The sequence below is a fragment of the Streptomyces sp. ASQP_92 genome, from assembly GCF_025399895.1.
Classification (GTDB): domain Bacteria; phylum Actinomycetota; class Actinomycetes; order Streptomycetales; family Streptomycetaceae; genus Streptomyces.
This window is the reverse complement of sequence record NZ_JAODUA010000006.1, coordinates 218,543-243,929: the sequence shown is the minus strand read 5'-3', so window position 1 is coordinate 243,929 and position 25,387 is coordinate 218,543. Positions and strand designations below refer to the sequence as shown.

At 70.2% G+C, this 25,387-nt stretch carries 22 protein-coding genes and 6 tRNA genes; 14 read left to right on the top strand and 14 right to left on the bottom strand.

From position 1 onward, the window contains the following. Nucleotides 1–76 precede the first annotated feature (76 nt). Nucleotides 77–427, bottom strand: a complete 351-nt coding sequence (locus tag N4G70_RS17070) for a metallopeptidase family protein (RefSeq protein WP_261713492.1) — start codon at nucleotides 425–427, stop codon at nucleotides 77–79. Between the two features lie 246 nt (nucleotides 428–673). Between N4G70_RS17070 and N4G70_RS17065 the strand changes: the two genes are divergently transcribed. From N4G70_RS17065 to N4G70_RS17055, 3 genes are all read left to right on the top strand, one after another. Further along, nucleotides 674–746: transfer RNA gene (locus N4G70_RS17065), tRNA-Glu, on the top strand. A 38-nt stretch (nucleotides 747–784) separates the two neighbouring features. Next, nucleotides 785–859, top strand: a tRNA-Asp gene (locus N4G70_RS17060). Between the two features lie 26 nt (nucleotides 860–885). Continuing rightward, a tRNA-Phe gene (locus N4G70_RS17055) sits at nucleotides 886–962 on the top strand. A 667-nt stretch (nucleotides 963–1,629) separates the two neighbouring features. Here the strand turns inward: N4G70_RS17055 and N4G70_RS17050 are convergent. From N4G70_RS17050 to N4G70_RS17040, 3 genes are all read right to left on the bottom strand, one after another. After that, nucleotides 1,630–2,472: a cytochrome c biogenesis CcdA family protein gene (locus N4G70_RS17050; RefSeq protein WP_261713491.1), complete on the bottom strand. Its 843-nt coding sequence runs from the start codon at nucleotides 2,470–2,472 to the stop codon at nucleotides 1,630–1,632. Beyond that, nucleotides 2,469–3,245, bottom strand: coding sequence for a DsbA family protein (locus tag N4G70_RS17045; protein ID WP_261713490.1), 777 nt, complete (start codon nucleotides 3,243–3,245; stop codon nucleotides 2,469–2,471). The genes N4G70_RS17050 and N4G70_RS17045 overlap by 4 nt, the downstream gene beginning before the upstream one ends. A 142-nt stretch (nucleotides 3,246–3,387) precedes the next feature. Beyond that, the gene (locus N4G70_RS17040) at nucleotides 3,388–3,972 is read right to left on the bottom strand and encodes a hypothetical protein (protein ID WP_261713489.1); all 585 of its coding nucleotides are present in this window, start codon (nucleotides 3,970–3,972) and stop codon (nucleotides 3,388–3,390) included. Nucleotides 3,973–4,056: 84 nt separating this feature from the next. Here N4G70_RS17040 and hrpA point away from each other — a divergent pair, with 84 nt between their 5' ends. The 3 genes from hrpA to N4G70_RS17025 all read left to right on the top strand — a co-directional run bounded on the left by hrpA (nucleotide 4,057) and on the right by N4G70_RS17025 (nucleotide 8,750). Continuing rightward, nucleotides 4,057–7,977: an ATP-dependent RNA helicase HrpA gene (gene hrpA, locus N4G70_RS17035; RefSeq protein ID WP_261713488.1), complete on the top strand. Its 3,921-nt coding sequence runs from the start codon at nucleotides 4,057–4,059 to the stop codon at nucleotides 7,975–7,977. 90 nt (nucleotides 7,978–8,067) lie between these two features. After that, nucleotides 8,068–8,142 (top strand) — tRNA-Asp (locus N4G70_RS17030). A 434-nt stretch (nucleotides 8,143–8,576) separates the two neighbouring features. Further along, complete coding sequence (locus N4G70_RS17025) at nucleotides 8,577–8,750, top strand: DUF6274 family protein (RefSeq protein ID WP_162952554.1); 174 nt, start codon at nucleotides 8,577–8,579, stop codon at nucleotides 8,748–8,750. 399 nt (nucleotides 8,751–9,149) lie between these two features. On the opposite strand, the gene bldC is transcribed toward N4G70_RS17025, so the two are convergent. Together bldC and N4G70_RS17015 are read right to left on the bottom strand one after the other, a co-directional pair. Further along, nucleotides 9,150–9,356 carry a developmental transcriptional regulator BldC gene (bldC, locus tag N4G70_RS17020; RefSeq protein WP_003949541.1) on the bottom strand — a complete coding sequence of 69 codons (207 nt, stop codon included), beginning with the start codon at nucleotides 9,354–9,356 and terminating at the stop codon, nucleotides 9,150–9,152. A 496-nt stretch (nucleotides 9,357–9,852) separates the two neighbouring features. Beyond that, a complete protein-coding gene (locus N4G70_RS17015; RefSeq protein ID WP_261713487.1) occupies nucleotides 9,853–10,695 on the bottom strand; it encodes a hypothetical protein in 843 nt (280 codons plus the stop codon). Nucleotides 10,696–10,860: 165 nt separating this feature from the next. Between N4G70_RS17015 and N4G70_RS17010 the strand changes: the two genes are divergently transcribed. Both N4G70_RS17010 and N4G70_RS17005 read left to right on the top strand, forming a co-directional pair. Further along, the gene (locus N4G70_RS17010; RefSeq protein ID WP_261713486.1) at nucleotides 10,861–11,949 is read left to right on the top strand and encodes a Glu/Leu/Phe/Val dehydrogenase dimerization domain-containing protein; all 1,089 of its coding nucleotides are present in this window, start codon (nucleotides 10,861–10,863) and stop codon (nucleotides 11,947–11,949) included. Nucleotides 11,950–12,229: 280 nt separating this feature from the next. Next, a complete protein-coding gene (locus tag N4G70_RS17005) occupies nucleotides 12,230–12,490 on the top strand; it encodes a DUF3073 domain-containing protein (protein WP_261713485.1) in 261 nt (86 codons plus the stop codon). Nucleotides 12,491–12,652: 162 nt separating this feature from the next. Here N4G70_RS17005 and purM read toward each other — a convergent pair whose 3' ends face one another. From purM to N4G70_RS16980, 5 genes are all read right to left on the bottom strand, one after another. Next, nucleotides 12,653–13,747, bottom strand: a complete 1,095-nt coding sequence (gene purM, locus N4G70_RS17000; RefSeq protein ID WP_261713484.1) for a phosphoribosylformylglycinamidine cyclo-ligase — start codon at nucleotides 13,745–13,747, stop codon at nucleotides 12,653–12,655. A 35-nt stretch (nucleotides 13,748–13,782) separates the two neighbouring features. Then, nucleotides 13,783–15,309, bottom strand: coding sequence for an amidophosphoribosyltransferase (purF, locus tag N4G70_RS16995; protein WP_261713483.1), 1,527 nt, complete (start codon nucleotides 15,307–15,309; stop codon nucleotides 13,783–13,785). 294 nt (nucleotides 15,310–15,603) lie between these two features. Further along, nucleotides 15,604–16,101 carry an META domain-containing protein gene (locus tag N4G70_RS16990; RefSeq protein WP_261713482.1) on the bottom strand — a complete coding sequence of 166 codons (498 nt, stop codon included), beginning with the start codon at nucleotides 16,099–16,101 and terminating at the stop codon, nucleotides 15,604–15,606. Between the two features lie 82 nt (nucleotides 16,102–16,183). Continuing rightward, nucleotides 16,184–16,981 (bottom strand): maleylpyruvate isomerase family mycothiol-dependent enzyme, encoded by a 798-nt coding sequence (locus tag N4G70_RS16985; protein ID WP_261713481.1) that lies wholly within the window; start codon nucleotides 16,979–16,981, stop codon nucleotides 16,184–16,186. 10 nt (nucleotides 16,982–16,991) lie between these two features. After that, nucleotides 16,992–17,630 (bottom strand): TetR/AcrR family transcriptional regulator, encoded by a 639-nt coding sequence (locus tag N4G70_RS16980; protein WP_261713480.1) that lies wholly within the window; start codon nucleotides 17,628–17,630, stop codon nucleotides 16,992–16,994. A 95-nt stretch (nucleotides 17,631–17,725) separates the two neighbouring features. On the opposite strand from N4G70_RS16980, the gene N4G70_RS16975 reads away from it, so the two are divergent. Beyond that, nucleotides 17,726–19,204 (top strand): MFS transporter, encoded by a 1,479-nt coding sequence (locus tag N4G70_RS16975; protein ID WP_261713479.1) that lies wholly within the window; start codon nucleotides 17,726–17,728, stop codon nucleotides 19,202–19,204. 67 nt (nucleotides 19,205–19,271) lie between these two features. On the opposite strand, the gene purL is transcribed toward N4G70_RS16975, so the two are convergent. The 3 genes from purL to purS are packed head-to-tail and all read right to left on the bottom strand — an operon-like array spanning nucleotide 19,272 to nucleotide 22,455. Beyond that, the gene (gene purL, locus N4G70_RS16970) at nucleotides 19,272–21,524 is read right to left on the bottom strand and encodes a phosphoribosylformylglycinamidine synthase subunit PurL (protein ID WP_261713478.1); all 2,253 of its coding nucleotides are present in this window, start codon (nucleotides 21,522–21,524) and stop codon (nucleotides 19,272–19,274) included. Next, the gene (gene purQ, locus N4G70_RS16965; protein ID WP_261713477.1) at nucleotides 21,524–22,204 is read right to left on the bottom strand and encodes a phosphoribosylformylglycinamidine synthase subunit PurQ; all 681 of its coding nucleotides are present in this window, start codon (nucleotides 22,202–22,204) and stop codon (nucleotides 21,524–21,526) included. The genes purL and purQ overlap by 1 nt, the downstream gene beginning before the upstream one ends. Continuing rightward, on the bottom strand, nucleotides 22,201–22,455 hold the full coding sequence (gene purS / locus N4G70_RS16960) for a phosphoribosylformylglycinamidine synthase subunit PurS (protein WP_120722307.1): 255 nt from the start codon (nucleotides 22,453–22,455) through the stop codon (nucleotides 22,201–22,203). The genes purQ and purS overlap by 4 nt, the downstream gene beginning before the upstream one ends. A 321-nt stretch (nucleotides 22,456–22,776) precedes the next feature. On the opposite strand from purS, the gene N4G70_RS16955 reads away from it, so the two are divergent. From N4G70_RS16955 to N4G70_RS16935, 5 genes are all read left to right on the top strand, one after another. Then, nucleotides 22,777–23,094: an Lsr2 family protein gene (locus N4G70_RS16955; RefSeq protein WP_120722308.1), complete on the top strand. Its 318-nt coding sequence runs from the start codon at nucleotides 22,777–22,779 to the stop codon at nucleotides 23,092–23,094. Between the two features lie 123 nt (nucleotides 23,095–23,217). Then, nucleotides 23,218–23,289 (top strand) — tRNA-Gly (locus N4G70_RS16950). Between the two features lie 78 nt (nucleotides 23,290–23,367). Beyond that, nucleotides 23,368–23,440, top strand: a tRNA-Gly gene (locus N4G70_RS16945). Nucleotides 23,441–23,572: 132 nt separating this feature from the next. Continuing rightward, a complete protein-coding gene (locus N4G70_RS16940; RefSeq protein ID WP_261713476.1) occupies nucleotides 23,573–24,517 on the top strand; it encodes an ABC transporter ATP-binding protein in 945 nt (314 codons plus the stop codon). Next, nucleotides 24,514–25,332: an ABC transporter permease gene (locus N4G70_RS16935; RefSeq protein WP_261713475.1), complete on the top strand. Its 819-nt coding sequence runs from the start codon at nucleotides 24,514–24,516 to the stop codon at nucleotides 25,330–25,332. Before N4G70_RS16940 ends, N4G70_RS16935 begins: the two co-directional genes overlap by 4 nt. The last annotated feature ends 55 nt before the right edge of the window (nucleotides 25,333–25,387 follow it).

The window sequence follows — 25,387 nt, the reverse complement described above, 5'->3', positions numbered from 1 at the left end:
CCTGACGCTGCCGGGCGCGTTCAGCCGCGCGGGTTCACCCGCGCCCGCTCACCCGCGCCCGCTCACCCGCGCCCGTTCACCCGTATCCGAGTGCGTGGAGGCGTTCGTCGTCGATGCCGAAGTGGTGGGCGATCTCGTGGACCACCGTCACCTCCGTCTCGGCGACCACGTCCTCGCGCGTCTCGCACATCCGCAGCGTGGGGCCCCGGTAGATGGTGATCCGGTCCGGGAGCACACCGGCGTACCACTCGCCCCGGTCGGTGAGCGGGGTTCCCTCGTAGAGGCCGAGCAGTTCGGGGTCGTCCGGGGCGGGCTCGTCCTCGACGAACACCGCGACGTTGTCCATCAGCCGTGTCAGCTCGGGCGGGATCCGGTCGAGCGCCTCGCCGACCAGTTCCTCGAACTCCTCGCGCGTCATCTCCAGCACCCGGCCATTGTGGGTCACCCGGGCGCGGGGCGCCGAGTGCGGGGACGGCGGTGCGGCTCGCCGAGGGTTCGGGGTTGCCCCGACGCACCTCGGCTCGGCTCCGCGCGCCCCGGCTCGTACCCGTCCGGTGCCGGTCTCCGGCGGCGCCGGCGGGCCCCGTCGGAAACCGTTTTGGCGATACCTCCCCGCATCCCATATGCTTCTCACGTCCCCGACGCGCTGCAAAGCGCCCAGGCGGGCCAATTAGCCCTCATCGTCTAGTGGCCCAGGACGCCGCCCTTTCAAGGCGGTAGCACGGGTTCGAATCCCGTTGGGGGCACGCACAATCCTGTGCGAGACTTGTTCTCGCGCAAGCTTGGTCCTGTGGAGCAGTTTGGAGTGCTCGCCACCCTGTCAAGGTGGAGGCCGCGGGTTCAAATCCCGTCAGGACCGCTGTAGTTCACTTCGGTGGACTACGTGGCTGGGTAGCTCAGTTGGTACGAGCGATCGCCTGAAAAGCGATAGGTCGCCGGTTCGACCCCGGCCCCAGCCACCACCCCGAAAGCCCTGGCCCATCCGGCCGGGGCTTTCGCCGTTGCCGGGGCCGCGCTCCGTGCGGGCGGCGATCGCCTCTCGCGCAGTTCCCCGCGCCCCTAGCCCCCTCTCGGCTGCGGACCGTGCCCGCTTCTCGCGCAGTTCCCCGCGCCCCTGGCAGTACTGATGCCGGCCCGCACAGGCCACCTCGGCCCCCTGGGCCCCAAAACCCCCTTCTCGGCTGCGGACCGTGCCCGCTTGCTCGCGCAGTTCCCCGCGCCCCTGGCAGTACTGATGCCGCCCGCACAGGCCACCTCGGCCCCCTGGGCCCGGGCCCCGAAACCCCCTCTTAGCTGCGGACCGTGCCCCGCTTGTCGCGCAGTTCCCCGCGCCCCTAACCACTCGGTGCCGGCCCGCACTGGCCGCCTCGGCCCCTGGGCCCCGAAACCCTCTCTCGGTTGCGGACCGTGCCCGCTTCTCGCGCAGTTCCCCGCGCCCCTGGCAGTACTGGTGCTGGCCTGCACAGGCATACCCAGCCCGTCCGGCGATTGAGGACGAGCGCCCTTAAGGCGCGAACGGGGTCTGGGGCGGAGCCCCAGGAGGGCCGGAACCAGCCAACCCCGCTGCACGGGCGGGTGGGTGGGAAAACCCCCCGGGGTCGGGGGCGGAGCCCAGGGGTCCCGGCGGGGTCAGGGGAGGTCGGAGGGCTCGGGGGGCCGGGGGCGGCGGGCTCGTAGGCCCAGCACCACCCCCACCCCCGCCACAACCCCCACCAGCAACGCCCAGTTCGGCACCGCGTCACCGACCGACCTCGCCCACTCCTCCACCGCGTACGACTCGTCGACATCGAGCAGACCGGGCAACCCCGTCGCCCCGTCGTACGCGAGGAACAGCGCGCCCAGAGCGATGAAGAAGAGGCCCGACAGGAGGGAGGTGGTGTGGAGTTCGAAGCGGCCCACCCGCACCACCCTGCCCCGCAGCCACCCTCGGCCGCCGAGTTCGAAGCGTTCCCAGAGCAGGGCCAGGAGGAAGAGCGGGACCGCCATGCCCAGGGCGTACACCGCGAGCAGCAGGCCGCCGTAGAGCGGGCTGCCGCTCACCGCCGCCACCGTCAGGACGCTGCCCAGGATCGGTCCCGCGCAGAACCCGGCGAGGCCGTACACCGCACCGAGGGCGTACACCGACAGGGCGGTCGTGGGGCGGATCCTGCCCGACAGCTCCGTCATGCGGCGGCTCGCGAAGCCCATGCCCACGATCTGGGCGACGCCGAGCACGATGATCAGCCAGCCACCGGCCAGCACCAGCGCGTCGCGGTGGCCGTAGAAGAGCCGGCCCGCGTACGAGCCCGCCGCGCCCAGCGGCACCAACGTGGTGGCCAGGCCCGCGTAGAAGATGCCGGTGCGGGCGAGCAGCTTGGTGCGACTGGAGATCGAGTACGCGAAGAACGCGGGCAGGAGCAGCGCGCTGCACGGGCTGAGCAGGGCGAGCAGACCGCCCAGGAACGCCGCGAAGTAACCGATGTTCGGGGTCACTTCTTCGCCGTCCTCGCCGCCGCGTCGTCGATGATCCGCGCGAACGAGTCCAGAGGCTGGGCCCCCGCGAGAGGGGTGCCGTTGATGAGGAAGGAGGGGGTGGAGCTGGCGCCGAGGGCGTACGCCTCGTCCTGGTCCTTCTTCACCGCCGCCTTCGCCGCGTCACCGTCCAGGTCCGCCGCGAAACGCACCGTGTCCGGCACGCCCGCCTCCTTGGCCAGCTCCTTCAGGCGGTCCGCGCCGAACCCCTTCTCCTTGGCGCCCCGCGCGTACGCCGCCGCGTGGAACTGCCAGAACCGGCCCTGCTGCCCGGCCGCCCACGCCCCCCGCGCCGCGGCCTCCGACTCCGCGCCGAAGATCGGGAAGTTGCGCCACTCGATGCGCAGGATGCCGTTGTCGACATACTTCTTCACCAGCTCGGGCTCGGTGTCACGGGCGAACTTCCCGCAGTACGAGCACTTGAAGTCGGCGTACTCGATCATCACGACGGGCGCGTCGGCGCGGCCCTGGGCCAGCGGGTCCTTGGCGTCGCGGCGGGCTAGCTTGGTCAGCTCGGGACGAGCGTCGTCCGGGGCCGCGTTCGAGGCGGCGGACGCACCGGACTCGTCGACCGTCGGCCGCGGATCGGGCGTGCTCACCTGGTACGACGCCATCCCGAGCAATCCGGCCGCGACCAGCACGGCCGCGCCGATGAGATACGGCCGCTTCCTGGCCTTGGCGGGCGTGCGAGTGGGCGTGGGCTTGGGAGTGGGCTTCGGCTTGGGAGTGGACATGCGGGGACTCCTGGTGCGTATGCGTACGCGTACGCGCAGCCGCGCAAGACGAGCGCGGACACGCGGACACGTACGAGAAGAGCGGGAAGAGAGAACGGGAAGAGAGGGGGACGGGCGGGGCCGAAGGCGGCACCGTCCCCCTCTAGACCCTGAGCACCGAGAGTTCTACGGGGGTGGGCGCGCCGGGCGCCGGGCCCCGCACGGGCGGGCTGCCGTGGGCCGCGTCCAGGCCGGACAGCGAGGCCGGGGCGAGCCGGTCCTCCAGGACGGGGGCCTGATCGTGGGCGGTGCGGACGCGGACCGGCGCGGCCGGGTCGGAGCCGTGGTGCGAACCGCCCTGCCGGCACCCGGGCGTCGAGCCACCGCTGGTGAAGGCGGATGTCGAGCCACCGTCGCTCGTGGAGACCGACGCCGAACCACCACCGCCGACGACGCGCGCCGGACCACCACCCGTGAAGACCGACGCCGAGCCCTTCACGGCGGGCGCCGCCAACCCGGCCGTCACGGCGGCCGGCACCACAGGCGCGGCCGACACCACAGGCCCGGCCGACACCACAGGCGCGGCCGACACCACAGGCCCCGCCGACACCACAGCCACCGCCGACACCCCCCGCGTCGGCGCCGCCGAAGCCGTGGGAAGCGGCCCGCACAGCGCCACCGCCAGCACCCCGAGCACCGTCAGCAGCACCGCGGTGAGGCGGCGGCGCGGGGCAGGGGAGCGGGGCATGCCCGAAATGGTACGGGGTGGGCACGGAACGGCACCGAAATGCGTTCGCCACTCGTCCTCGGCGGGTGAGATCCTGAATCAGGTATGTCTACTTCCTTCGCCGATCTCCAGCCGCTGCTCGACGGGGCCTCGCTGCGCGACGCCCACCGCCTGGGCCGCCGTCTCGAAGGCGCCCGCCGCATCCGTAAGCCCGAGGCCCGGCAGGCCGTGCTCGACGAGATCGCCGCCGAGGCCCAGAAGTCCGCCGAGCGGGTCGCCCGGCGGTCCGCCCGTGTGCCCGCGATCACCTATCCCGAGCAGCTTCCGGTCAGCCAGAAGAAGGACGAGATCCTGGAGGCGATACGCGACCACCAGGTCGTGATCGTCGCGGGAGAGACGGGTTCGGGCAAGACCACCCAGATCCCCAAGATCTGCCTGGAGCTCGGCCGTGGTGTGCGCGGCATGATCGGGCACACCCAGCCCCGCAGGATCGCGGCCCGTACGGTCGCGGACCGCATCGCCGAGGAGCTGAACACCCCGCTGGGTGAAGCGGTCGGCTGGAAGGTCCGCTTCACCGACCAGGTCGACCCGAACGCGACGTTCGTGAAGCTGATGACCGACGGCATCCTGCTCGCCGAGATCCAGACCGACCGCGAGCTGCGCGGCTACGACACGATCATCATCGACGAGGCCCACGAACGGTCCCTCAACATCGACTTCCTGCTCGGCTATCTGGCCCAGCTGCTGCCCAGGCGCCCCGACCTGAAGGTCGTCATCACCTCGGCGACCATCGACCCCCAGCGGTTCTCGCGGCACTTCGACAACGCCCCGATCGTCGAGGTCAGCGGCCGTACGTACCCGGTCGAGGTGCGCTACCGCCCGCTCCTCGAAGAGGACAGCGAGGATTCCGACCGCGACCAGATCACCGCGATCTGCGACGCCGTCGACGAGCTCCAGTCCGAGGGCCCCGGCGACATCCTGGTCTTCCTGTCCGGTGAGCGCGAGATCCGCGACACCGCGGACGCGCTCAACAAGAAGAACCTCCGCTCGACCGAGGTGCTCCCCCTCTACGCGCGCCTCTCCCACGCCGAGCAGCACCGCGTCTTCCAGCAGCACAGCGGCCGCCGGATCGTGCTCGCGACCAACGTCGCCGAGACCTCCCTGACCGTCCCGGGCATCAAGTACGTCATCGACCCGGGCACCGCCCGCATCTCGCGCTACAGCCACCGCACCAAGGTGCAGCGCCTGCCGATCGAGCCGGTCTCGCAGGCCAGCGCCAACCAGCGCAAGGGCCGCTGCGGCCGTACGTCCGACGGCATCTGCATCCGGCTGTACAGCGAGGACGACTTCGTCACCCGCCCCGAGTTCACCGACGCGGAGATCCTCCGCACGAACCTGGCGTCCGTCATCCTCCAGATGACCGCGGCCGGCCTCGGCGACATCGAGAAGTTCCCCTTCATCGACCCGCCGGACCACCGCAACATCCGCGACGGCGTCCAACTCCTGCAAGAACTGGGCGCGTTGGACCCTTCGGAGAAGGATCCGAAGAAACGCCTCACCGAGCAGGGCCGCAAACTCTCGCAGCTCCCGGTGGACCCGCGGCTGGCCCGGATGGTCCTGGAGGCCGACCGCAACGGCTGCGTGCGCGAGGTCATGGTCATCGCGGCCGCGCTCTCCATCCAGGACCCGCGCGAGCGCCCCAGCGACAAGCAGACGCAGGCCGACCAGCAGCACGCCCGCTTCAAGGACGAGACCAGCGACTTCCTGGCCTTCCTCAACCTGTGGCGGTACGTACGCGAGCAGCAGAAGGAGCGCGGCTCCTCCAGCTTCCGCCGGATGTGCAAGCAGGAGTACCTGAACTTCCTGCGCATCCGCGAGTGGCAGGACATTTACTCGCAGCTGCGCACGGTCGCCAAGACCATGGGCATCCACCTCAACGAGGAGGACGCGCCCGAGCAGTCCGTGCACACCTCGCTGCTCGCGGGGCTGCTCTCGCACATCGGGCTCAAGGACACCGACAAGAACGAGTATCTGGGCGCCCGCAGCGCCAAGTTCGCGATCTTCCCGGGCTCCGCCCTCTTCAAGAAGCAGCCCAAGCTCGTGATGTCCGCGGAGCTCGTGGAGACCTCGCGGCTGTGGGCCCGGGTGAACGCGAAGATCGAGCCCGAGTGGATCGAGCCGCTCGCCCAGCACCTGCTCAAGCGCACCTACAGCGAGCCGCACTGGGAGAAGGACCAGGCCGCGGTGATGGCGTACGAGCGCGTCACGCTGTACGGCGTGCCGATCGTGGCCAACCGCAAGGTCAACTACGGCCGGATCGACCCCGAGGCGTCGCGGGAGCTGTTCATCCGCAACGCCCTGGTCGAGGGCGACTGGCGCACGCACCACAAGTTCTTCGCGGACAACCGCAAACTCCTCACCGAGGTCGAGGAGCTGGAGCACCGGGCGCGGCGCCGCGACATCCTCGTCGACGACGAGACGCTGTACGACTTCTACGACCGGCGGGTGCCCGACCACGTCGTGTCCGGGGCGCACTTCGACTCCTGGTGGAAACACAAGAAGCGCGAGGAGCCCGAACTCCTCGACTTCGAGCGCGAGATGCTCATCAACGAGAAGGCCGGCGCCGTCACCAAGGACGACTATCCGGACTCGTGGCGCCAGGGCCCGCTCAAGCTGCGGGTGACCTACCAGTTCGAGCCGGGCGCGGACGCGGACGGCGTGACCGTGCACGTGCCGCTCCAGGTCCTCAACCAGGTCACCGACGAGGGCTTCGACTGGCAGATCCCGGGTCTGCGCGAGGAGGTCGTCACGGAGCTCATCCGCTCCCTGCCCAAGCCGATCCGCCGCCATTACGTGCCCGCGCCCAACTACGCCGCGAAGTTCCTCGACCGGGCGGTCCCGTTGCAGGAGCCCCTGCCGGTCACTCTCGCCCGCGAACTCCAGCGGATGGTGGGCGTCCCGGTCACGGCCGACGACTTCGACCTGACCCGCGTCCCGGACCACCTCAAGATCACGTTCCGGATCGTCGACGAGCGGCGCCGCAAGCTCGCCGAGGACAAGGACCTGGAGGCGCTCAAGCTCCAGCTCCGCCCCAAGGCCCGCAAGGCCCTCTCCCAGGCCGCCGCGGCGACCGCGGGCCCCTCGGGCGAGTCCATCGAGCGCTCGGGCCTCACCGACTGGACGATCGGCACCCTGACGAAGGTCTTCGAGACGCGCAGGGCCGGCCAGCCGGTGAAGGCGTTCCCCGCGCTCGTGGACGCGGGCGAGTCCGTCGCGGTACGCCTCTTCGACACCGAGGCCGAGCAGCGGCAGGCGATGTGGCGCGGCACCCGGAAGCTGATCCTGCTCAACATCCCGGTGAACCCGGCCAAGTTCGCCTCGGACAAGCTCACCAACCAACAGAAGCTCGCCCTGTCACGCAATCCGCACGGCTCGATCCAGGCGCTCTTCGACGACTGCGCGACGGCCGCCGCGGACAAGCTGATCGCGGACCACGGGGGCCCGGCCTGGGACGAGGAATCGTTCCGCGCGCTGTACGACAAGGTCCGCGCGGACCTGGTGGACGCGACCGTGCACACGGTCAACCAGGTCCAGCAGATCCTGGCCGCCTGGCAGGCCTGCGAGCGCCGTCTGAAGGCGACGAACAGCCTGACCCTGGTCAACAACGTCACGGACGTACGCAACCAGCTCGCGGCGCTCGTGCCGCCGGGCTTCGTCACCCTCACCGGTCTCAAGCGGCTGCCCGACCTGATGCGCTACCTGGTCGCGGTGGACCGCCGGCTCCAGCAGATGCCGACGGCCGTCCAGCGCGACACCACGCGCATGGAGAAGGTCCACGAGATGCAGGACGAGTACGCGTGGCTGCTCGAACAGCTGCCGCGGGGGCGGCCCGTGCCGCAGCAGGTCCTGGACATCCGCTGGATGATCGAGGAGCTGCGGGTCAGCTACTTCGCGCACGCGCTCGGCACGGCGTTCCCGGTCTCCGACAAGCGGATCGTGAAGGCGATCGACGCGGCGGCCCCGTAGCGCGGGCATCGCTGTGAGTGAGTTCGACCTGACCCGCTGACCTGCTGTAGAGTCTCACTCGCAGCCAAGCACCAACGGGCTGCGAAACAAGGTCCTGTGGAGCAGTTTGGAGTGCTCGCCACCCTGTCAAGGTGGAGGCCGCGGGTTCAAATCCCGTCAGGACCGCAGCAGATCGAGGCCCGCATCCCGCCCGGATGCGGGCTTCGGTGCTTGTCGGCGCACCTTGCTTGTCGGCGCACCCCCGGAGGCCGCGCCCCGCGGCGGAGCCGCGCACAGACACAGCAAATCCCGTCAGGACCGCCCCAAATCGAAGCCCGCATCCCACCCGGATGCGGGCCTCGGCGCTTGTCAGCGCACCCCCAGAGGCCGCGCCCCGCGGCGGAGCCGCGCACAGACACAGCAAATCCCGTCAGGACCGCAGCAGATCGAGGCCCGCACCCCACCCGGATGCGGGCCTCGGCGTTTGTCTGCGTCGACAGGCGCCCGCCGTGTCGTGGAAGGCCCGGATCCCCAGGACCGAGGCCTTCTTGCCGTCTTGACGGGGCCACCCGCCGCCGGTACCCCTGCAAGGGGAGGAGCGCGGGCCCCGGGAGGTGCGCATGGCGGACACGGCGAGGCACGAGACGCGGGCGCTGCTGCGCGCCCATCTGTCGGCCGCTCTGGGCTACCGACACCTCACCCGGCACTGCGCGGTCTGCCACCGGCTCCTGCGGCTCGCCATGGAGGTCGCCGAGCCGGCCGGGCCCGAGGACGAAAGACCCCCCAACCGGTGACCTATGGCGGGCCGGTGGCGGCTTCGGCGGTGAAAGGCTCGGAGACGGAGCCTCCTTGGGGGTGTGACGGGAGTCACGGAACGAGTTTCTGGAAGGGGTGCACTTACACCCCCCATACAACACCCCGATTTAATATGTGCAATTGCACCACCCTCGACGGTGGTGCCCCGAAGGCGGTGAAAGGCACCCCACGGAAGCGGCCACCGGGACGGCGGGAGGACGGCGCGGGGAGTGCCGGACGTGCCGGACAAGGCCGGACATAAAAAGATCGCGCTGGACCCGGCGGAGTCCAGCGCGATCGATGACACCGCCCGTTGGGGCGGACAGGTGTCATGTGGAGCTATAGGCGGGCTCGGCCGGGGTGGGGGCCCCGGAACGCCCGGTTCAGTGGGGTGTTGTTCAGGCCTCGCTGCGCTGCTGCGGAATACCCGCCAGCAGTGCGCGGACCTCTGCCTCGCGGTACCGGCGATGCCCACCCAGCGTGCGGATGGACGTGAGCTTGCCGGCCTTGGCCCAGCGGGTCACCGTCTTCGGGTCCACGCGGAACATCGTGGCAACCTCAGCCGGGGTCAGCAGCGGCTCGGCATCAGGGGTGCGAGCGGTCATGAGCGGCCTCCTCGGGAGAACCGAACCTTCTCGGTTCTTTCCTCTAAATTCTGCACCTTGACCCGCGTTGCCCGAAATGGCGGACGCGAGCCGAGTCGGTTATAGGACGAACGGCTTGTCCTCGGCACTACAACTACACCATCCGTCCAGCCACGTCGGCCAAACCGATGGAATTGCCCTCCCAGGTGTTCATCAGCGACGGAAGCCGATGGACCATGCCATAGCGGACAGTCACGCCACAGTGACGATCAGTCACAGAGCGATCAGGAGTCGTCAGACCCCCCATAGCGAGCAATACCGAGCAATCCGCCCTTAGTTGGGCGGAAGGGATCCTCCCCGGACCCCTTGTCCTATTTTGGCACGACGGTGGGGTCTGGGCGCAAGGGTGAGATAAGTGCGGTCCGTCACCCTTGGGGCATAGGCCCGGATCAGGACCTACGTCCCGGGCCTCGTCCGCGAAGGCGTCCGAAGACCCCTCAGAAGCGGCCCGGAGACCTCAGTTGGCCATCCGGCGTTCCTTGACGGCCCGCCATCGCTCCGTGAAGCGTCCGTACGCCTCCTCCGCGCCGGCGTCGTCGCCCGCCCGCAGCGCCGCGATCCCCTCGGCCACGTCGGCCGCCGAGCGGTCCGCCGCCATCGCCTCCGGGGAGAGCGCGTGCACCAGGCCCCCGTAGTCCAGCTCGACCAGCGAGCTCGGATGGAATTCCTCCAGCCAGCGCCCGATGTCCACCAGGCCCTCGGTCAGCGGCCCCTCGTCGATCCGGTCCCGCAGCGTGCGCAGCGCCCTCGCGAGGCGCCGCCGGGCCTGGACCATCGGGGTGCGGTAGCGCAGCACGGGTGCCTCGGCGCCCGCACCCGGTGCATACTCTCGCTCTTCGTCCGAAAAGACCGTGAACCAGCTCACAGGGACATGCCAGACGCTGGTCAGGATCCACGGCCGGGCGTCCGGGTTCCGCTCCCGCCAGCGCTCGTAGTCCGCCTCGGCCTGCCGGCGCACCACCGGCGGCAGCAGGGCGTCCAGGACCGGCTCGGGGAACTGGCCCGCGAGGCCTTCCAGGGCCTGCCAGCCGCGCAGCCGGGTCCGCCAGGGGCAGACGCACACGACCCCGTCGATCTCGGCCACGAACGCGTCGGCGCTCTCGTGCACCGGCACCGGGACGGGCGGGGTGGGCACCAAGTCGGCCAGCGCGCGCCGGAGTTCGTCCTGGGCACCGGGGGTGCGCCCGCGCTCGGCGTAGCGCTCCCAGTGGCCGCGCTCGGGCTCGGCGAAGGCGGCAAGGGGCTCGTACACCCGCAGGTAGGACGCGTACGGAACGATCACCGAGGACACCACCGCCATGCCCCGCATCGTCCCACGGGAGGGTGCCCGAACGCCCCCGCGGGGGGTGATCCTGAGCACTGCGCCTGATCTACGGGCGCGTAGGACTTAACCTGCTCCCGAACCAGGCCTGCCCCACCCACAGGCGGGCCGTCAACCGCCGCTTCGTACTTGGGAGTCACCACCGTGACCGATGTGACCGGAGCCGATGACGTACTGCACACCCTCTTCCGCTCCGACCAGGGCGGACATGAGCAGGTCGTGCTGTGCCAGGACCGAGCCACCGGGCTCAAGGCCGTCATCGCCATCCACTCCACCGCCCTGGGCCCCGCCCTGGGCGGCACCCGCTTCTACCCGTACGCGACCGAGGCGGAGGCCGTCGCCGACGCCCTCAACCTGTCGCGCGGCATGTCGTACAAGAACGCCATGGCCGGGCTCGACCACGGTGGCGGCAAGGCCGTGATCATCGGTGACCCCGAGACGATCAAGACCGAAGACCTCCTGCTCGCCTACGGCCGGTTCGTGGCCTCGCTCGGCGGGCGCTATGTGACGGCGTGCGACGTCGGCACCTATGTCGCCGACATGGACGTCGTCGCGCGGTCCTGCCAGTGGACCACCGGCCGCTCCCCCGAGAACGGCGGCGCGGGCGACTCCTCCGTGCTGACCGCGTTCGGCGTCTTCCAGGGCATGCGGGCCTCGGCCCAGCACCTGTGGGGCGACCCGACGCTGCGCGGCCGCAAGGTCGGCGTCGCGGGCGTCGGCAAGGTCGGCCGCCACCTCGTGGAGCACCTGCTCTCCGACGGCGCCGAGGTCGTGATCACCGATGTCCGCACGGAGTCGGTGGACGCCATCACCGCCCTGCACCCCGAGGTCGCCGTCGCCGCCGACACCGAGGCGCTGATCCGCACCGAGGGCCTGGACATCTACGCCCCCTGCGCGCTCGGCGGCGCGCTCAACGACGAGTCGGTACCGGTGCTCACCGCGAAGGTGGTGTGCGGCGCGGCCAACAACCAGCTCGCGCACCCGGGGGTGGAGAAGGACCTCGCGGACCGCGCGATCCTCTACGCACCCGACTACGTCGTGAACGCGGGCGGCGTGATCCAGGTGGCCGACGAGCTCCACGGCTTCGACTTCGACCGCTGCAAGGCCAAGGCCTCGAAGATCTTCGACACCACGCTCGCGATATTCGCTCGTGCGAAGGAGGACGGCATTCCGCCGGCCGCCGCGGCCGACCGGATCGCCGAGCAGCGCATGGCGGAGGCACGTCAACACTGAGCCCCTGAGGGACCCGCCGACCACACTGAGAGACATGACTCACGCCGGTCGGCGGGTCGGGCGCCCAGAAGAGGTTAAAATCGCGGTTGACCAGCGAGGACAGGGCGCTTTGTTGGTTCTGCCAAGTGGCGCGTCATGCGGGCGGCGTACCGTATGGCCGCGGAAGCAGGTACCGTTGAAGCCCTACGGACGCGGTCTCTCCATGGAGAGTCCGTTCCGGATCATGAACGCGTGTCAAGACTCTGGGGCCGTCGAGCCCCGTCACCGAGGGGGTCGAGCCATGGGGCGCGGCCGGGCAAAGGCCAAGCAGACTAAGGTCGCCCGCCAGCTGAAGTACAGCAGCGGCGGGACTGACCTGTCGCGTCTGGCCAACGAGCTGGGCGCATCTACTCCGAGCCCGACAGTGAGCCAACCGCCGAACGCGGAGCCACTGGAGGACGACGAGGACGACCCGTATGCCCGCTATGCGGAGCTGTACGGAAATGACGACGAGGACGAGGACGAAGAGTCCGGCCCGTCGTCGCAGCGCCGCGGCGCTTGACTTCGCTGATCCCGCTTTCGCAGCGCACGTTTCCGCTGCTCTGAGCACACCGACCCGGTCCGGGGCCCTGGCCCCCGACCGGGTTTCGTGCTGCCTCGGGGTGCCCGTGCCCGGCCGGTGCGGCCCCACCCGGTCCGGGCGGGGCCGACAGGGCCTCGACTGCTACTTGGCGTAGTCGCCGGTGAGCGCGGCGCCTTCGCGGTGCTCACCGCGCTCGACGACGGCGCCCGCGACCCAGGCGTCCACGCCCCGGTCGGCGAGGGTCTGGAGCGCGACGTCGACCGAGACCTCGGGGACGATCGCCATCATGCCGACGCCCATGTTGAGCGTCTTCTCCAGTTCGAGCCGCTCGACGTCGCCCGCCTTGCCGACGAGGTCGAAGACCGCGCCCGGCGTCCAGGTCGACCGGTCGACGGTGGCGTGCAGGTGGTCCGGGATCACCCGGGCCAGGTTGTTGGCAAGACCGCCGCCGGTGATGTGGCTGAAACCGTGCACCTCGGCGGTGCGGGTCAGCGCCAGACAGTCGAGCGAGTAGATCTTGGTCGGCTCCAGGAGCTCCTCGCCGAGGGTGCGGCCGAACTCCTCGACATGCTGGTCCAGGGTCATCCCGGCCCGGTCGAACACCACATGCCGGACGAGTGAGTACCCGTTCGAGTGAAGACCGGAGGACGCCATCGCGATGACCGCGTCGCCCTCGCGGATGCGGTCCGCGCCGAGCAGCTGGTCGTACTCGACGACACCCGTACCGGCGCCGGCGACATCGAAGTCGTCGGGGCCGAGCAGTCCCGGGTGCTCGGCGGTCTCGCCGCCGACCAGGGCGCAGCCGGCGAGGACACAGCCCTCGGCGATGCCCTTCACGATGGCCGCGACCCGCTCGGGGTGGACCTTGCCGACACAGATGTAGTCGGTCATGAACAGGGGCTCGGCACCGCACACGACCAGGTCGTCGACGACCATGCCGACGAGGTCGTGCCCGATGGTGTCGTACACGCCCATCCTACGGGCGAGGTCGACCTTGGTGCCGACGCCGTCGGTGGCGGAGGCGAGCAGCGGGCGCTCGTAGCGCTTGAGCGCCGAGGCGTCGAAGAGTCCGGCGAATCCGCCGAGGCCGCCCAGGACCTCGGGCCGCTTCGTCTTCCTCACCCACTCCTTCATCAGCTCGACGGCGCGGTCGCCCGCCTCGATGTCGACACCCGCGGCTGCGTAGCTGGCACCGGTGCCCGGGTGCGGAGCACGCTGATCGAATTCAGCAGACATGTGACTGGAGAACTTTCGTGTCGTACTGCGGGGTCTTACGGGCGGCGCAGGGCGTCGGCGGCCGCGGTCGCGGCGGGGCCGGACGCCAGCTCGGACTCCAGGAGCTGCTTGCCGAGCAGCTCCGGGTCGGGGAGCTCCATCGGGTACACGCCGTCGAAGCAGGCGCGGCAGAGGTTGTCCTTGGGGATCGTCGTCGCCTCGATCATCGCGTCCGTCGTGATGTACGAGAGCGAGTCGGCGCCCAGGGACGTGCCGATCTCCTCGATGGTCATGCCGTTGGCGATCAGCTCCGCGCGGGTCGCGAAGTCGATGCCGAAGAAGCAGGGCCACTTGACCGGCGGCGACGAGATCCGGATGTGGACCTCGGCGGCGCCCGCCTCGCGGAGCATCTTCACCAGCGCGCGCTGGGTGTTGCCGCGCACGATCGAGTCGTCGACGACCACCAGGCGCTTGCCGCGGATGACTTCCTTCAGCGGGTTCAGCTTGAGCCGGATACCGAGCTGGCGGATGGTCTGCGAGGGCTGGATGAACGTACGGCCGACGTAGGCGTTCTTGACCAGACCCGAGCCGTACGGGATGCCGCTGGCTTCGGCGTAACCGATCGCGGCGGGGGTGCCGGACTCCGGAGTCGCTATCACCAGGTCGGCCTCGACGGGCGCTTCCTTGGCGAGTTTCCGTCCCATCTCCACTCGGGAGAGGTACACGTTGCGGCCCGCGATGTCGGTGTCCGGGCGCGCCAGGTAGACGTACTCGAAGACACAGCCCTTGGGCTTCGCTTCTGCGAATCGAGAGGTGCGCAGGCCGTTCTCGTCGATGGCGACGAGCTCGCCCGGCTCGATCTCGCGGACGAAGCTGGCGCCGCAGATGTCGAGAGCGGCGCTCTCGGACGCGACGACCCAGCCGCGCTCCAGGCGGCCGAGCACCAGCGGGCGGATGCCCTGCGGGTCACGGGCGCAGTAGAGCGTCTGCTCGTCCATGAAGACCAGCGAGAAGGCGCCCTGCACCTGCGGAAGGACCTTGGCGGCCGCCTCCTCGACGGTGAGCGGCTTGCCGTCCTCGTCCGTCTGGCCCGCGAGCAGCGCGGTGACCAGGTCGGTGTCGTTGGTGGCGGCGAGCTGGGTGGCCCGGCCGTTCTCCTTGGGCAGCTCGGCGACCATCTCCGCCAACTGCGCGGTGTTCACCAGGTTGCCGTTGTGGCCGAGCGCGATCGAGCCGTGGGCGGTCGCCCGGAAGGTCGGCTGAGCGTTCTCCCACACGGAGGCACCGGTGGTCGAGTAGCGGGCGTGACCGACCGCGATATGACCTTGGAGGGAACCGAGAGAGGTCTCGTCGAAGACCTGGGAGACAAGTCCCATGTCCTTGAAGACGAGGATCTGGGAGCCGTTGCTGACCGCGATGCCCGCGGATTCCTGGCCCCGATGTTGGAGGGCGTAGAGCCCGAAGTAAGTGAGCTTCGCGACCTCTTCACCCGGAGCCCAGACACCGAAGACGCCGCAAGCGTCCTGGGGGCCCTTCTCACCGGGGAGCAGGTCGTGGTTGAGTCGTCCGTCACCACGTGGCACGCCACCGAGTGTAGGCGAGATCGACCACTGGTCCGAATTGGGGATACGGACAGGCGGGCACCCTGCCCGCTTTTGTAGGTTTCGCGCCTCGCCGGTCCGCGCGGGCTCCCCTCCGGCTCCTCGCTCACGTCCCCGCAGGTGAGCCGGGGTGCGCCCGAGACGTTCGCGGGCTTCGCGCTTGCTCACGACGAGGGATGCGCGGGCGTCGTGGATGTGACGGAGTTCGCTTCCCGCGCGGAGTCGTGGAGGGCGGCCGGTAGGGGCGCGTGTGCGCTGCGTGAGGGCGCCCGGCGCTCAGCCGGCCGTCGCCGACAGGCCCTTGGCGCCCGACGCGGCGGTCAGGGTCAGGGTGCGGTGGTCGACGCGGTAGCCGACGGTGCCCCGGAGGATGCCGAGGACTTCCCGCTCCAGACGCATCTCCGGATCCGTGCACATCATCCGGGTCGTGCCGAGCAGCCCGAAGGCGATGGTGTGCGCGGAGGTGGAGATCCGGGCGCTGCCGTGGAAGAGGTTGCACCCGGCCCTGCCCTGGACCTTCCCGTCGGCGTCGAAGGTCAGATACGCCCTGCCCGCCGTGGCCTCGGGGAGGGGCCCGGCCTTCCCCCGGTCGAGCAGCGCGCTCACGGTCCACTTGGTGGCGGCCACGGGGGTCCCCGACTCGGCGTCCGGCGACACGGCGCCCCCCTTGCCGTCCCCGCCGCCGGCGCCACAGGCGGCGAGTACGAACAGCGCGACGAGGACGGCGGCGGCGCCACCCACCCTCCGGCCGGACTTTCCGCTGGGCTTTCGCATACGGATGGGACGGGACGGGCGGCCGAGCGGTTCCGGTCCCGGCGGACGGGGTGGGCAGGACGGCCCCGCCGGCCCGTACCGCCTACGCCATCACCGGCAGCACCGCCGACAGATCCGCCCGCTCTCCGCTCGCCGCGACCGCCGCCGCGTCGAGCGCCTCGGCCCAGCCCGTGCGGCCGGTGGCGAGCCGGATCCAGGTGAGGGGGTCGGTCTCCACGACGTTCGGCGGGGTGCCCCGGGTGTGCTTGGGGCCCGCCACGCACTGCACCACCGCGTACGGCGGGATCCGCACCTCGACCGAGCCGCCCGGCGCCTTGAGGGCGAGCGCGTCGGCGAGCAGCCGGGTGCAGGCGGCGAGCGCCTGGCGGTCGTGGGGGACGCCGAGTTCGGGCAGGGCGTCGTTCAAGTCGTCGGTGTGGACGGTGAGTTCGACGGTGCGGGTCACCAGCACGTCGGCGAAGGTCATCGCGCCGAACCGGGTCGGCATGAGGCGGCCGTCCTCGGTGGTGGCCAGGAGTTCGGCCGTGCGGGTGGACCGCTGCTGGAAGAGGGCGTCCAGATCGGGGGTCGAGGCCGCCAACTCCCGTGTCTGGTCGTCGACTTGACCGGACACGGCAGCCGTGCGGAACGGCCAGTCGAGCAGCGCGACCTCCTGCTTGAGCGGCTCCGCCTCGGCGAGGTAGCGGTCCAGCATGCCGAGCGCCATGGTGTGGTGCGCGACGAGTTCGCGTACCGTCCAGTCGCCGAGCCGGGTGGGCCGGGCGAGCTGCTCGGGCGTCAGCGTGCGGACGGCCTCGTGCACATGGGCGAACTGGGCGAGGACGGCGGCCCGGATCTTCGCCGGGTCGTACCTGCGGGTGCGCTTCTTGGCCGGGGGCATGAAACCGAGCCTACGCCGGGCCCGGGTAGCCCCGCAGACCGTTCTCGACCTGGTCGAATGCCCGCTCCGCGCGCTCGGCCGCATCCCTGATCACCCACTGCACGGACTCCCCGGCGAGGATGCGGCGGTGGTGCTCGAAGATCAGCGCGTTGCGGGCGCCGATGAGCTGGGCGGCCGCGACCGCGGCGAGCATCGGGTCGCCGCCCTCCTCGGCGAGCAGCTCGGCGAGTTCCTGCTGCGAGGTGCGGAACGCGACGGAGGCGCGCTGGAGCAACACCGGGGTGTTCTGGATGAGTTGGCGGGCCTGGAGGGAGCGCGGGTCGTCGTTGAGGCCGATCGACGGGTCCCGCGCCTCGATCATGTCGAGGAACTGGCGGCGCACCGCGTCGACCGCCGACTCCCCGGGCGCGCGTTCGCGCACGGCCCGTACGACATCGCCGACGTGGTCCATCATCGGGGCGGTGACCAGTTCTTCCTTCGTGCCGAAGTAGTTGAAGACGGTCATCTTCGAGACGTCGGCGGCGGCGGCGATCTCCGCGACGGAGACATGGTCGAAGCCCCGCTCGGTGAAGAGATCCAGCGCCGTGCGCCAGATCCGCATCCCGGTCTCCCGCTTCTTGCGCTCGCGCAGGCCCTCACCAGCAGTCATGACATCACTGTACCAGGATGAAAATTAAGCCCGGATGAAAAGTAAGCCGAGTTGAAAGATTGACTGGGTACATCTTCTGGTTCATGGTGGTGCCCATGACCAAGACCCAGACCGTCCTCGGTTTCCTCATCTGCCTCGCCACGGTCCTGCTGGCCGTCCTCGACATGAACATCGTCTCGTCGGCGACCGTGCCCATCGCCCATGACCTCGACCCCGCCCATGGAGTCGACAAGATCCCCTGGCTGATCAGCGCGTTCGCGCTCGCCTCGGCCGCGGCGCTGCCCCTGTACGGAAAGCTCTGCGACAGCCTGGGCGCGAAGAAGGTCTTCGTCGGCGCGGTCGTCACCTTCCTGCTCGGCTCGGCGCTGTGCGGCGCGGCCCAGTCCATGACCGAACTGATCGCGGCCCGCGCCCTCCAGGGCCTCGGCGGCGGCGGCCTCATGAGCGTCACCATGGTCGTACTCGCCCAGCTCAGGACGCCGGGCGCAGGCGGCACCAAGGGCAGCGGGATCGGCGGGATCGTCGCCGGCCTCGGCATGGCGATCGGCCCCTGGATCGGCGGCACCCTCGCCGACCACGCCAACTGGCGCTGGATCTTCTACATCAACCTGCCGCTCGGCATCGCCGCCCTGATCGGCGCCGTCCTCGTCCTGAAGCTGCCGCTCTCCCCGGTCCGCCACCGCATCGACTACCTCGGCGCCGCGCTCGCCGCCGCCTTCACCAGCACCCTGCTCCTGGCCACGAGCTGGGGCGGCAAGCAGTACGCCTGGGGCTCACCCCAGATCATCGGCCTGGCCGTGGCCTGCGCCCTGTCGCTCGCCCTGTTCCTGCGCCGCCAGGCCACCGCCGCCGAACCCGTCCTCCCGCTGACCCTGTTCAAGGTGCCCCAACTGCGGTACGGCTTCGCGATCCAGGGGCTGCTCGGCGCCGCGATGATGGGCGCGCTCGTCTACGTCATGGTCTACCTCCAGGCGGTGCGCGGCATCGGGCCCGCGGCGGCCGGGCTCTACCTCGTTCCCATGGCGCTCGGCATGACCGCCGTCGGCCTGGGCGCCGGCCGGCTCTCCGAGCGCGGCTGGCGGATGAAGACCTTCGTCCTGACCGGCACCCTCGCCTCCGCCCTCGGCCTCGCCGCGCTCGCCACCCTCGACGCCGACACGTCGCTCTGGCTGATCCGGGGCGCGCTGCTGCTCATGGGCTGCGGGTTCGGCCTGCTGATAGGCCAGCTCGTCCCCTACGTCCAGAACGCCGCCCCCGCCCACCAGCTGGGCATCGCCACCACCAGCATCCGGTTCTTCCAGACCCTGGGGAACGCGCTCGGCGCCGCCGTCTTCGGCACGCTGCTCAGCCGGGTCTACGAGGCGAAGGTGCCGGGCGGCTCGACCAGCGCCATCGCCCATCTCACCGGCGCGGCCCACGACAGCGCGATCCGGGGATTCGTCGGCGCCATGGATGTGGTCTTCGCGGTGGCGGCCTGCGTCATGGCGGTCGCCGCGCTGCTCGCCACCTGGCTCCCCGCCGAGACGGGCCCGGCCGCGGCACCGGTCGAGGACCGCGAACTCGTCGCCGCCTGAACACACTTCGGCCCCGTATCCCTCAACAGGGTTACGGGGCCGAGGAGTTGGCGCGTACGCCCGGACCTCAGTGGGCGAGCAGCGCCGGGATGGTCGCCTCGTGGGCGGTGCGCAGCTCGGCGAGGGAGAGGCTGAACTCGCCCTGGACCTCGATGGCTTCGCCGTCCACGACGCCGATCCGGGTGGCCGGGAGGCCGCGCGCGCCGCACATGTCGGTGAAGCGCAGCTCCTCCGAGCGCGGCACGGACACGACCGCGCGGCCCGCCGACTCGCTGAACAGGAAGGTGAACGCGTCCAGACCGTCCGGGACGACCAGGCGCGCGCCGTTGCCGCCCTTGAGGCAGGACTCGGTCACGGCCTGGATCAGACCGCCGTCGGACAGGTCGTGCGCGGCGTCGATCATGCCGTCGCGCGAGCCCGAGATGAGGATCTCGCCGAGCAGCTTCTCGCGGTCCAGGTCGACCCGGGGCGGCAGCCCGCCGAGGTGGCCGTGGATGACCTCGGACCAGGCCGAGCCGCCGAACTCCTCGCGGGTGTCCCCGAGGAGGTAGAGCAGCTGGCCCTGCTCGGCGAACGCGATCGGGGTGCGCCGGTTCACGTCGTCGATCACACCGAGCACCGCGACCACCGGGGTCGGGTGGATGGCCGTCTCGCCGGTCTGGTTGTAGAGCGAGACGTTGCCGCCGGTCACCGGGGTGCCGAGCTGGAGGCAGCCGTCCGCGAGACCACGAGTGGCCTCCGCGAACTGCCACATCACGTCCGGATCCTCGGGGGAGCCGAAGTTGAGGCAGTCCGAGATCGCCAGCGGCTTGGCGCCGGAGGCCGCCACATTGCGGTACGCCTCGGCGAGCGCGAGCTGGGCGCCGGTGTAGGGGTCGAGCTTGGCGTAGCGGCCGTTGCCGTCGGTCGCCATGGCCACCCCGAGATTGGTCTCCTCGTCGATGCGGACCATGCCGGCGTCCTCGGGCATCGCGAGCACCGTGTTGCCCTGCACGAAACGGTCGTACTGGTCGGTGATCCACGCCTTGGAGGCCTGGTTCGGGGAGGCCACCAGCTTCAGGACCTGGTCCTTCAGCTCCTCGCCCGACTGCGGGCGGGCCAGCTTGCCGGCGTCGTCCGCCTGGAGCGCGTCCTGCCAGGAGGGGCGGGCGAACGGGCGGTTGTACACCGGGCCCTCGTGGGCGACGGTGCGTGGCGGCACGTCCACGATCTTCTCGCCGTGCCAGAAGATCTCCAGCTGGGAGCCCTCGGTCACCTCACCGATGACGGTGGCGATGACGTCCCACTTCTCGCAGATCTCCATGAAGCGGTCCACGTGCTGCGGCTCGACCACCGCGCACATGCGCTCCTGCGACTCGCTCATGAGGATCTCCTCCGGCGAGAGCGAGGAGTCACGCAGCGGCACGGTGTCCAGCTCGACGCGCATACCGCCCGAACCGGCGCTGGCCAGCTCGGAGGTCGCGCACGACAGGCCCGCGCCACCGAGGTCCTGGATGCCCGCGACGAGCTTCTCCTTGAAGATCTCCAGGGTGCACTCGATGAGGAGCTTCTCCTGGAAGGGGTCGCCGACCTGGACGGCGGGGCGCTTGGCCGGGCCGGTCGACTCGAAGGTCTCCGAGGCCAGCACCGAGACGCCGCCGATGCCGTCGCCGCCCGTACGAGCGCCGTACAGGATGACCTTGTTGCCGGGGCCGGAGGCCTGGGCGAGGTGGATGTCCTCGTGCTTCATCACGCCGATGCAGCCGGCGTTGACCAGCGGGTTGCCCTGGTAGCAGGCGTCGAAGACGACCTCGCCGCCGATGTTCGGCAGCCCCAGGCAGTTGCCGTAGCCGCCGATGCCCGCGACGACGCCCGGCAGCACACGCCTGGTGTCGGGGTGGTCGGCCGCGCCGAAGCGCAGCGGGTCGACGACCGCGACCGGGCGGGCGCCCATGGCGAGGATGTCGCGGACGATGCCGCCGATGCCGGTGGCCGCACCCTGGTAGGGCTCGATGTAGCTGGGGTGGTTGTGCGACTCGACCTTGAAGGTGACCGCGTACCCCTGGCCGACGTCGACGACGCCCGCGTTCTCACCGATGCCGACCAGCATCGCGTCGTTCTCGGGGACCTTGTCGCCGAACTGCTTCAGATGGACCTTGCTGCTCTTGTACGAGCAGTGCTCGGACCACATGACGGAGTACATGGCGAGCTCGGCGCCGGTCGGGCGGCGGCCGAGGATCTCCCGGATGCGCGCGTACTCGTCCTCCTTGAGGCCGAGCTCCTTCCAGGGCTGCTCGACGTCCGGGGTCTCGGCGGCGTGCAGAACAGTGTCGAGAGTCATCAGGCGTTGACCAGCTTCTTCAGGATCGAGGTGAAGAATCCGAGGCCGTCGGTACGGCCCGTACCGATCAAGGGCTCCACGGCGTGCTCGGGGTGCGGCATCAGGCCGACGACGTTGCCGGCGGCGTTGGTGATGCCGGCGATGTCACGGAGCGAGCCGTTCGGATTGCCATCCAGGTAGCGGAACGCGACCCTGCCCTCGGCCTCCAGCTCGTCCAGCGTGCGCTCGTCGGCGACGTAGCGGCCGTCCATGTTCTTGAGCGGGACCCGGATCTCCTGGCCCGCCTCGTAGTCGGCGGTCCAGGCGGTCTCCGCGTTCTCCACCCGCAGCTTCTGCTCGCGGCAGATGAAGTGCAGGTGGTTGTTGCGGAGCATGGCGCCCGGCAGCAGGTGCGACTCGGTGAGGATCTGGAAGCCGTTGCAGATGCCGAGGACCGGCATACCGGCCCTGGCCTGCTCGATGACCGTCTCCATCACCGGCGAGAACCGGGAGATGGCCCCGGCCCGCAGATAGTCGCCGTAGGAGAACCCGCCGGCCAGGACGATCGCGTCGACCTGCTTGAGGTCCTTGTCGCGGTGCCACAGGGAGACCGGCTCGGCCCCCGCGATGCGCACGGCCCGCAGACTGTCCCGGTCGTCGAGCGTGCCGGGGAAGGTCACAACGCCGATACGCGCAGTCACTTGGACTGCTCCTCGACCTTGACGGTGAAGTCTTCGATGACGGTGTTGGCGAGGAAGGTCTCGGCCATCTCGTGGATACGGGCGAGAGCGGCCTCATCGACCGGCCCGTCCACTTCCAGCTCGAAACGCTTTCCCTGACGTACGTCGCCGATCCCCTCGAAGCCGAGACGGGGCAGTGCGCGCTGCACCGCCTGTCCCTGCGGGTCGAGGATTTCCGGCTTGAGCATGACGTCGACTACGACGCGTGCCACTGGCACTCCCGGTGTGGTGTGGTGCGAAGGCGGTTCCCTCAGAGTACCCGCCCGAAAAATCTACGCGGGTAGATATCGGTAACGCCTGATCACGTTCCGGTTTCGGCGGCGACAACACGTGGGAAAAATCCCGAGAAAAAGTCGACGAAGTCATTGCGTGGAGACACGCTGATGCAATTGGCTGGGCTTCACATTGCAATGGGTACCGCTGTACAAAGGAATCCCAGCGAAAACAACATTGCTCCATAACAGCCGCAAGGCCGGTATCGCCGCACGTCAGGCATGCGAGGGCGGCGACACCTCAGGAAGGAACCGATATCCGTGGCTCAGCGCGTAGTGGTCACACTCTCCGATGACATCGACGGCGGAGAAGCGGCGGAAACGGTCACGTTCGGCCTGGACGGAAAGGTCTACGAGATCGACCTCAATCCCGCCAATGCAAAGAAACTGCGCAAGGCGCTCGCGCCTTACGTGACGGCGGGCCGCAAGCACACGAAGTCCGGCAGGACCTACCGGCACACCGCCGTCGCCCCCGACCCGGCGGCCGTCCGCGCCTGGGCACGCTCCAACAAGATGGACGTACCCGCCCGGGGCCGGATCCCGAAGAAGGTCTACGAGGCCTTCGCCGAGGCGAGCTGACCCGGTGTCCGGGGCGGCCCTGCGCCCGCCCCGGACACCGGAGTTGCACGACCCCCCCGCTGATCAGCTAGAGTCTGGAGCACGCCGAGGGGCAAGGCCGAAAGGCCCGGTCCACCGGAGCGTGCGGGTGTAGTTCAGTAGTAGAACACCCCCCTTCCAGGGGGGAGGCGCAGTGTGCAATTCCTGTCACCCGCTCCGCATCGCCTACCAGTCCCTCTTGTGGATCAGGTAGAGTGATGCTCGCGCCGCCCAGTGAGAGCTGGTCGGAGGCATGCGGACGTGGCTCAGTTGGTAGAGCATCACCTTGCCAAGGTGAGGGTCGCGAGTTCGAATCTCGTCGTCCGCTCAGGAAGCACGAAAGGCCCCGGTTCATCGAACCGGGGCCTTCGTCATGTGCCCGGCCGCTCCTGACATTTGTCATGGGCGGCGATGACACCGCGCACTGCCCCGGCCGCCGTTCCCGCGGAACGCTGACGTCATGGCAGGAACAGCAGATGTGATCGAGGTCGAGGAGCTGCGGCGTACCTACGCCGGAGGCTTCGAGGCCGTTTCCGGTATCTCCTTCTCCGTGGCGCGCGGCGAACTCTTCGCGCTGCTCGGCACCAACGGCGCGGGCAAGACCTCCACCGTCGAACTCCTCGAAGGCCTCGCCCCGCCCAGCGGCGGCACCGTCCGGGTCCTCGGGCACGACCCGTACACCGAGCGGGCCGCCGTCCGTCCCCGTACCGGCGTGATGCTCCAGGAGGGCGGCTTTCCCGCCGAGCTGACCGTCGCCGAGACGGTGCGGATGTGGGCGGGGTGCACCAGTGGAGCCCGCCCCGTGGCCGAGGCGCTCGAACTGGTCGATCTCGCCCGGCGCTCCCAGGTGCGCGTCAAGCAGCTCTCCGGGGGCGAGAAGCGCCGGCTCGACCTGGCGCTCGCCCTGCTCGCGCGGCCCGAGGTGCTCTTCCTCGACGAGCCGACGACCGGCCTGGACCCCGAAGGGCGGCGCGCCACCTGGGAGTTGGTGCGGGCGCTGCGCGACGGCGGCACCACCGTCCTGTTGACCACCCACTACCTGGAGGAGGCCGAGGCGCTCGCCGAGCGGCTCGCGATCCTGCACGACGGACGGATCGCGGCGAGCGGCCGGCTCGACGAAGTGGTCGCCGCCCAGCCCTCGCACATCTCCTTCGACCTGCCCGACGGCTACCACCTGGGTGATCTGCCGCCGCTCGACCGGCTCGGCGTCGTCGGCCACGAGACGGCCGGGCGCACCGTACGGCTGAAGACCACACAGCTCCAACTGGCCGCCACCGGGCTGCTGTTGTGGGCCAGGGACAGCGACGTCGAGCTGCGGGGGCTCGATGTGCGCTCGGCCTCGCTCGAAGAGGCGTTCTTGAAGATCGCGCGGGAGCAGCGCCAGGAAACGGAGGCGGTTCGATGAGCACCACCCTGGACGCGGTACGGAGCCCGGCCCTGGAGCCCGCCCGGAACCGGAGGAGCGCCGTGGAGCGCATGACGGCGCTGGGACGCGCCGAACTGACCCTGCTCGGGCGCAACAAGTCCGCCCTGTTCACCATGTTCGTGCTGCCGAGCATGCTCACCTTCTCCATGCGCCCCGCCGTGCGGGGCATGGACCTGGAGCACACCGGGCTCACCGTCGGAACGCTCCTGCTGCCCGGCGCGCTCGGCTATGTGCTGCTGTTCGCGGTGTACTCGACGCTGAGCGGCGTCTACGTCGTACGCCGTGAGGAACTCGTCCTCAAGCGGCTGCGCACCGGGGAGCTGCGGGACCTGGAGATCCTGGCGGGGGCCGCGCTGCCCGCGGTCCTCATCGGGCTCGCCCAGTCCCTGCTGCTCGCGGCGGGCTGCTCGGTCCTCCTGGATGTCGCGGTACCGGGCTCGGTGTGGCTCGCGGCCGTCGGGCTGCTGCTCGGCATGGGCCTGATGGGCGCGCTCGCCGCGGCGACCGCGGCGCTGACCAGGTCCGCGGAGGCCGCCCAGGTCGCGGTGCTGCCGCTGATGATGCTGTCCCTGTTCGGCTCGGGCATGGTCGTGCCGCTCGCCGTGATGCCCGACCGGCTGGCCTCCGTCTGTGAACTGCTGCCGCTGACACCGGTCATCGCCCTGATCAGGGACGGCTGGACCGGGGGCGCGGACATCGGGGAGGTGCTGCGCCAGCTGCTCGTCATGGTTGTCTGGACGTTCATCGCGGTGCTGGTCGTGCGCAAGCGCTTCCGGTGGGAACCGCGACGCTGAGACGAGGGGGACGACGCGGTGGTGGGGCGGATACGGGCGTGGCATCAGCGCCACT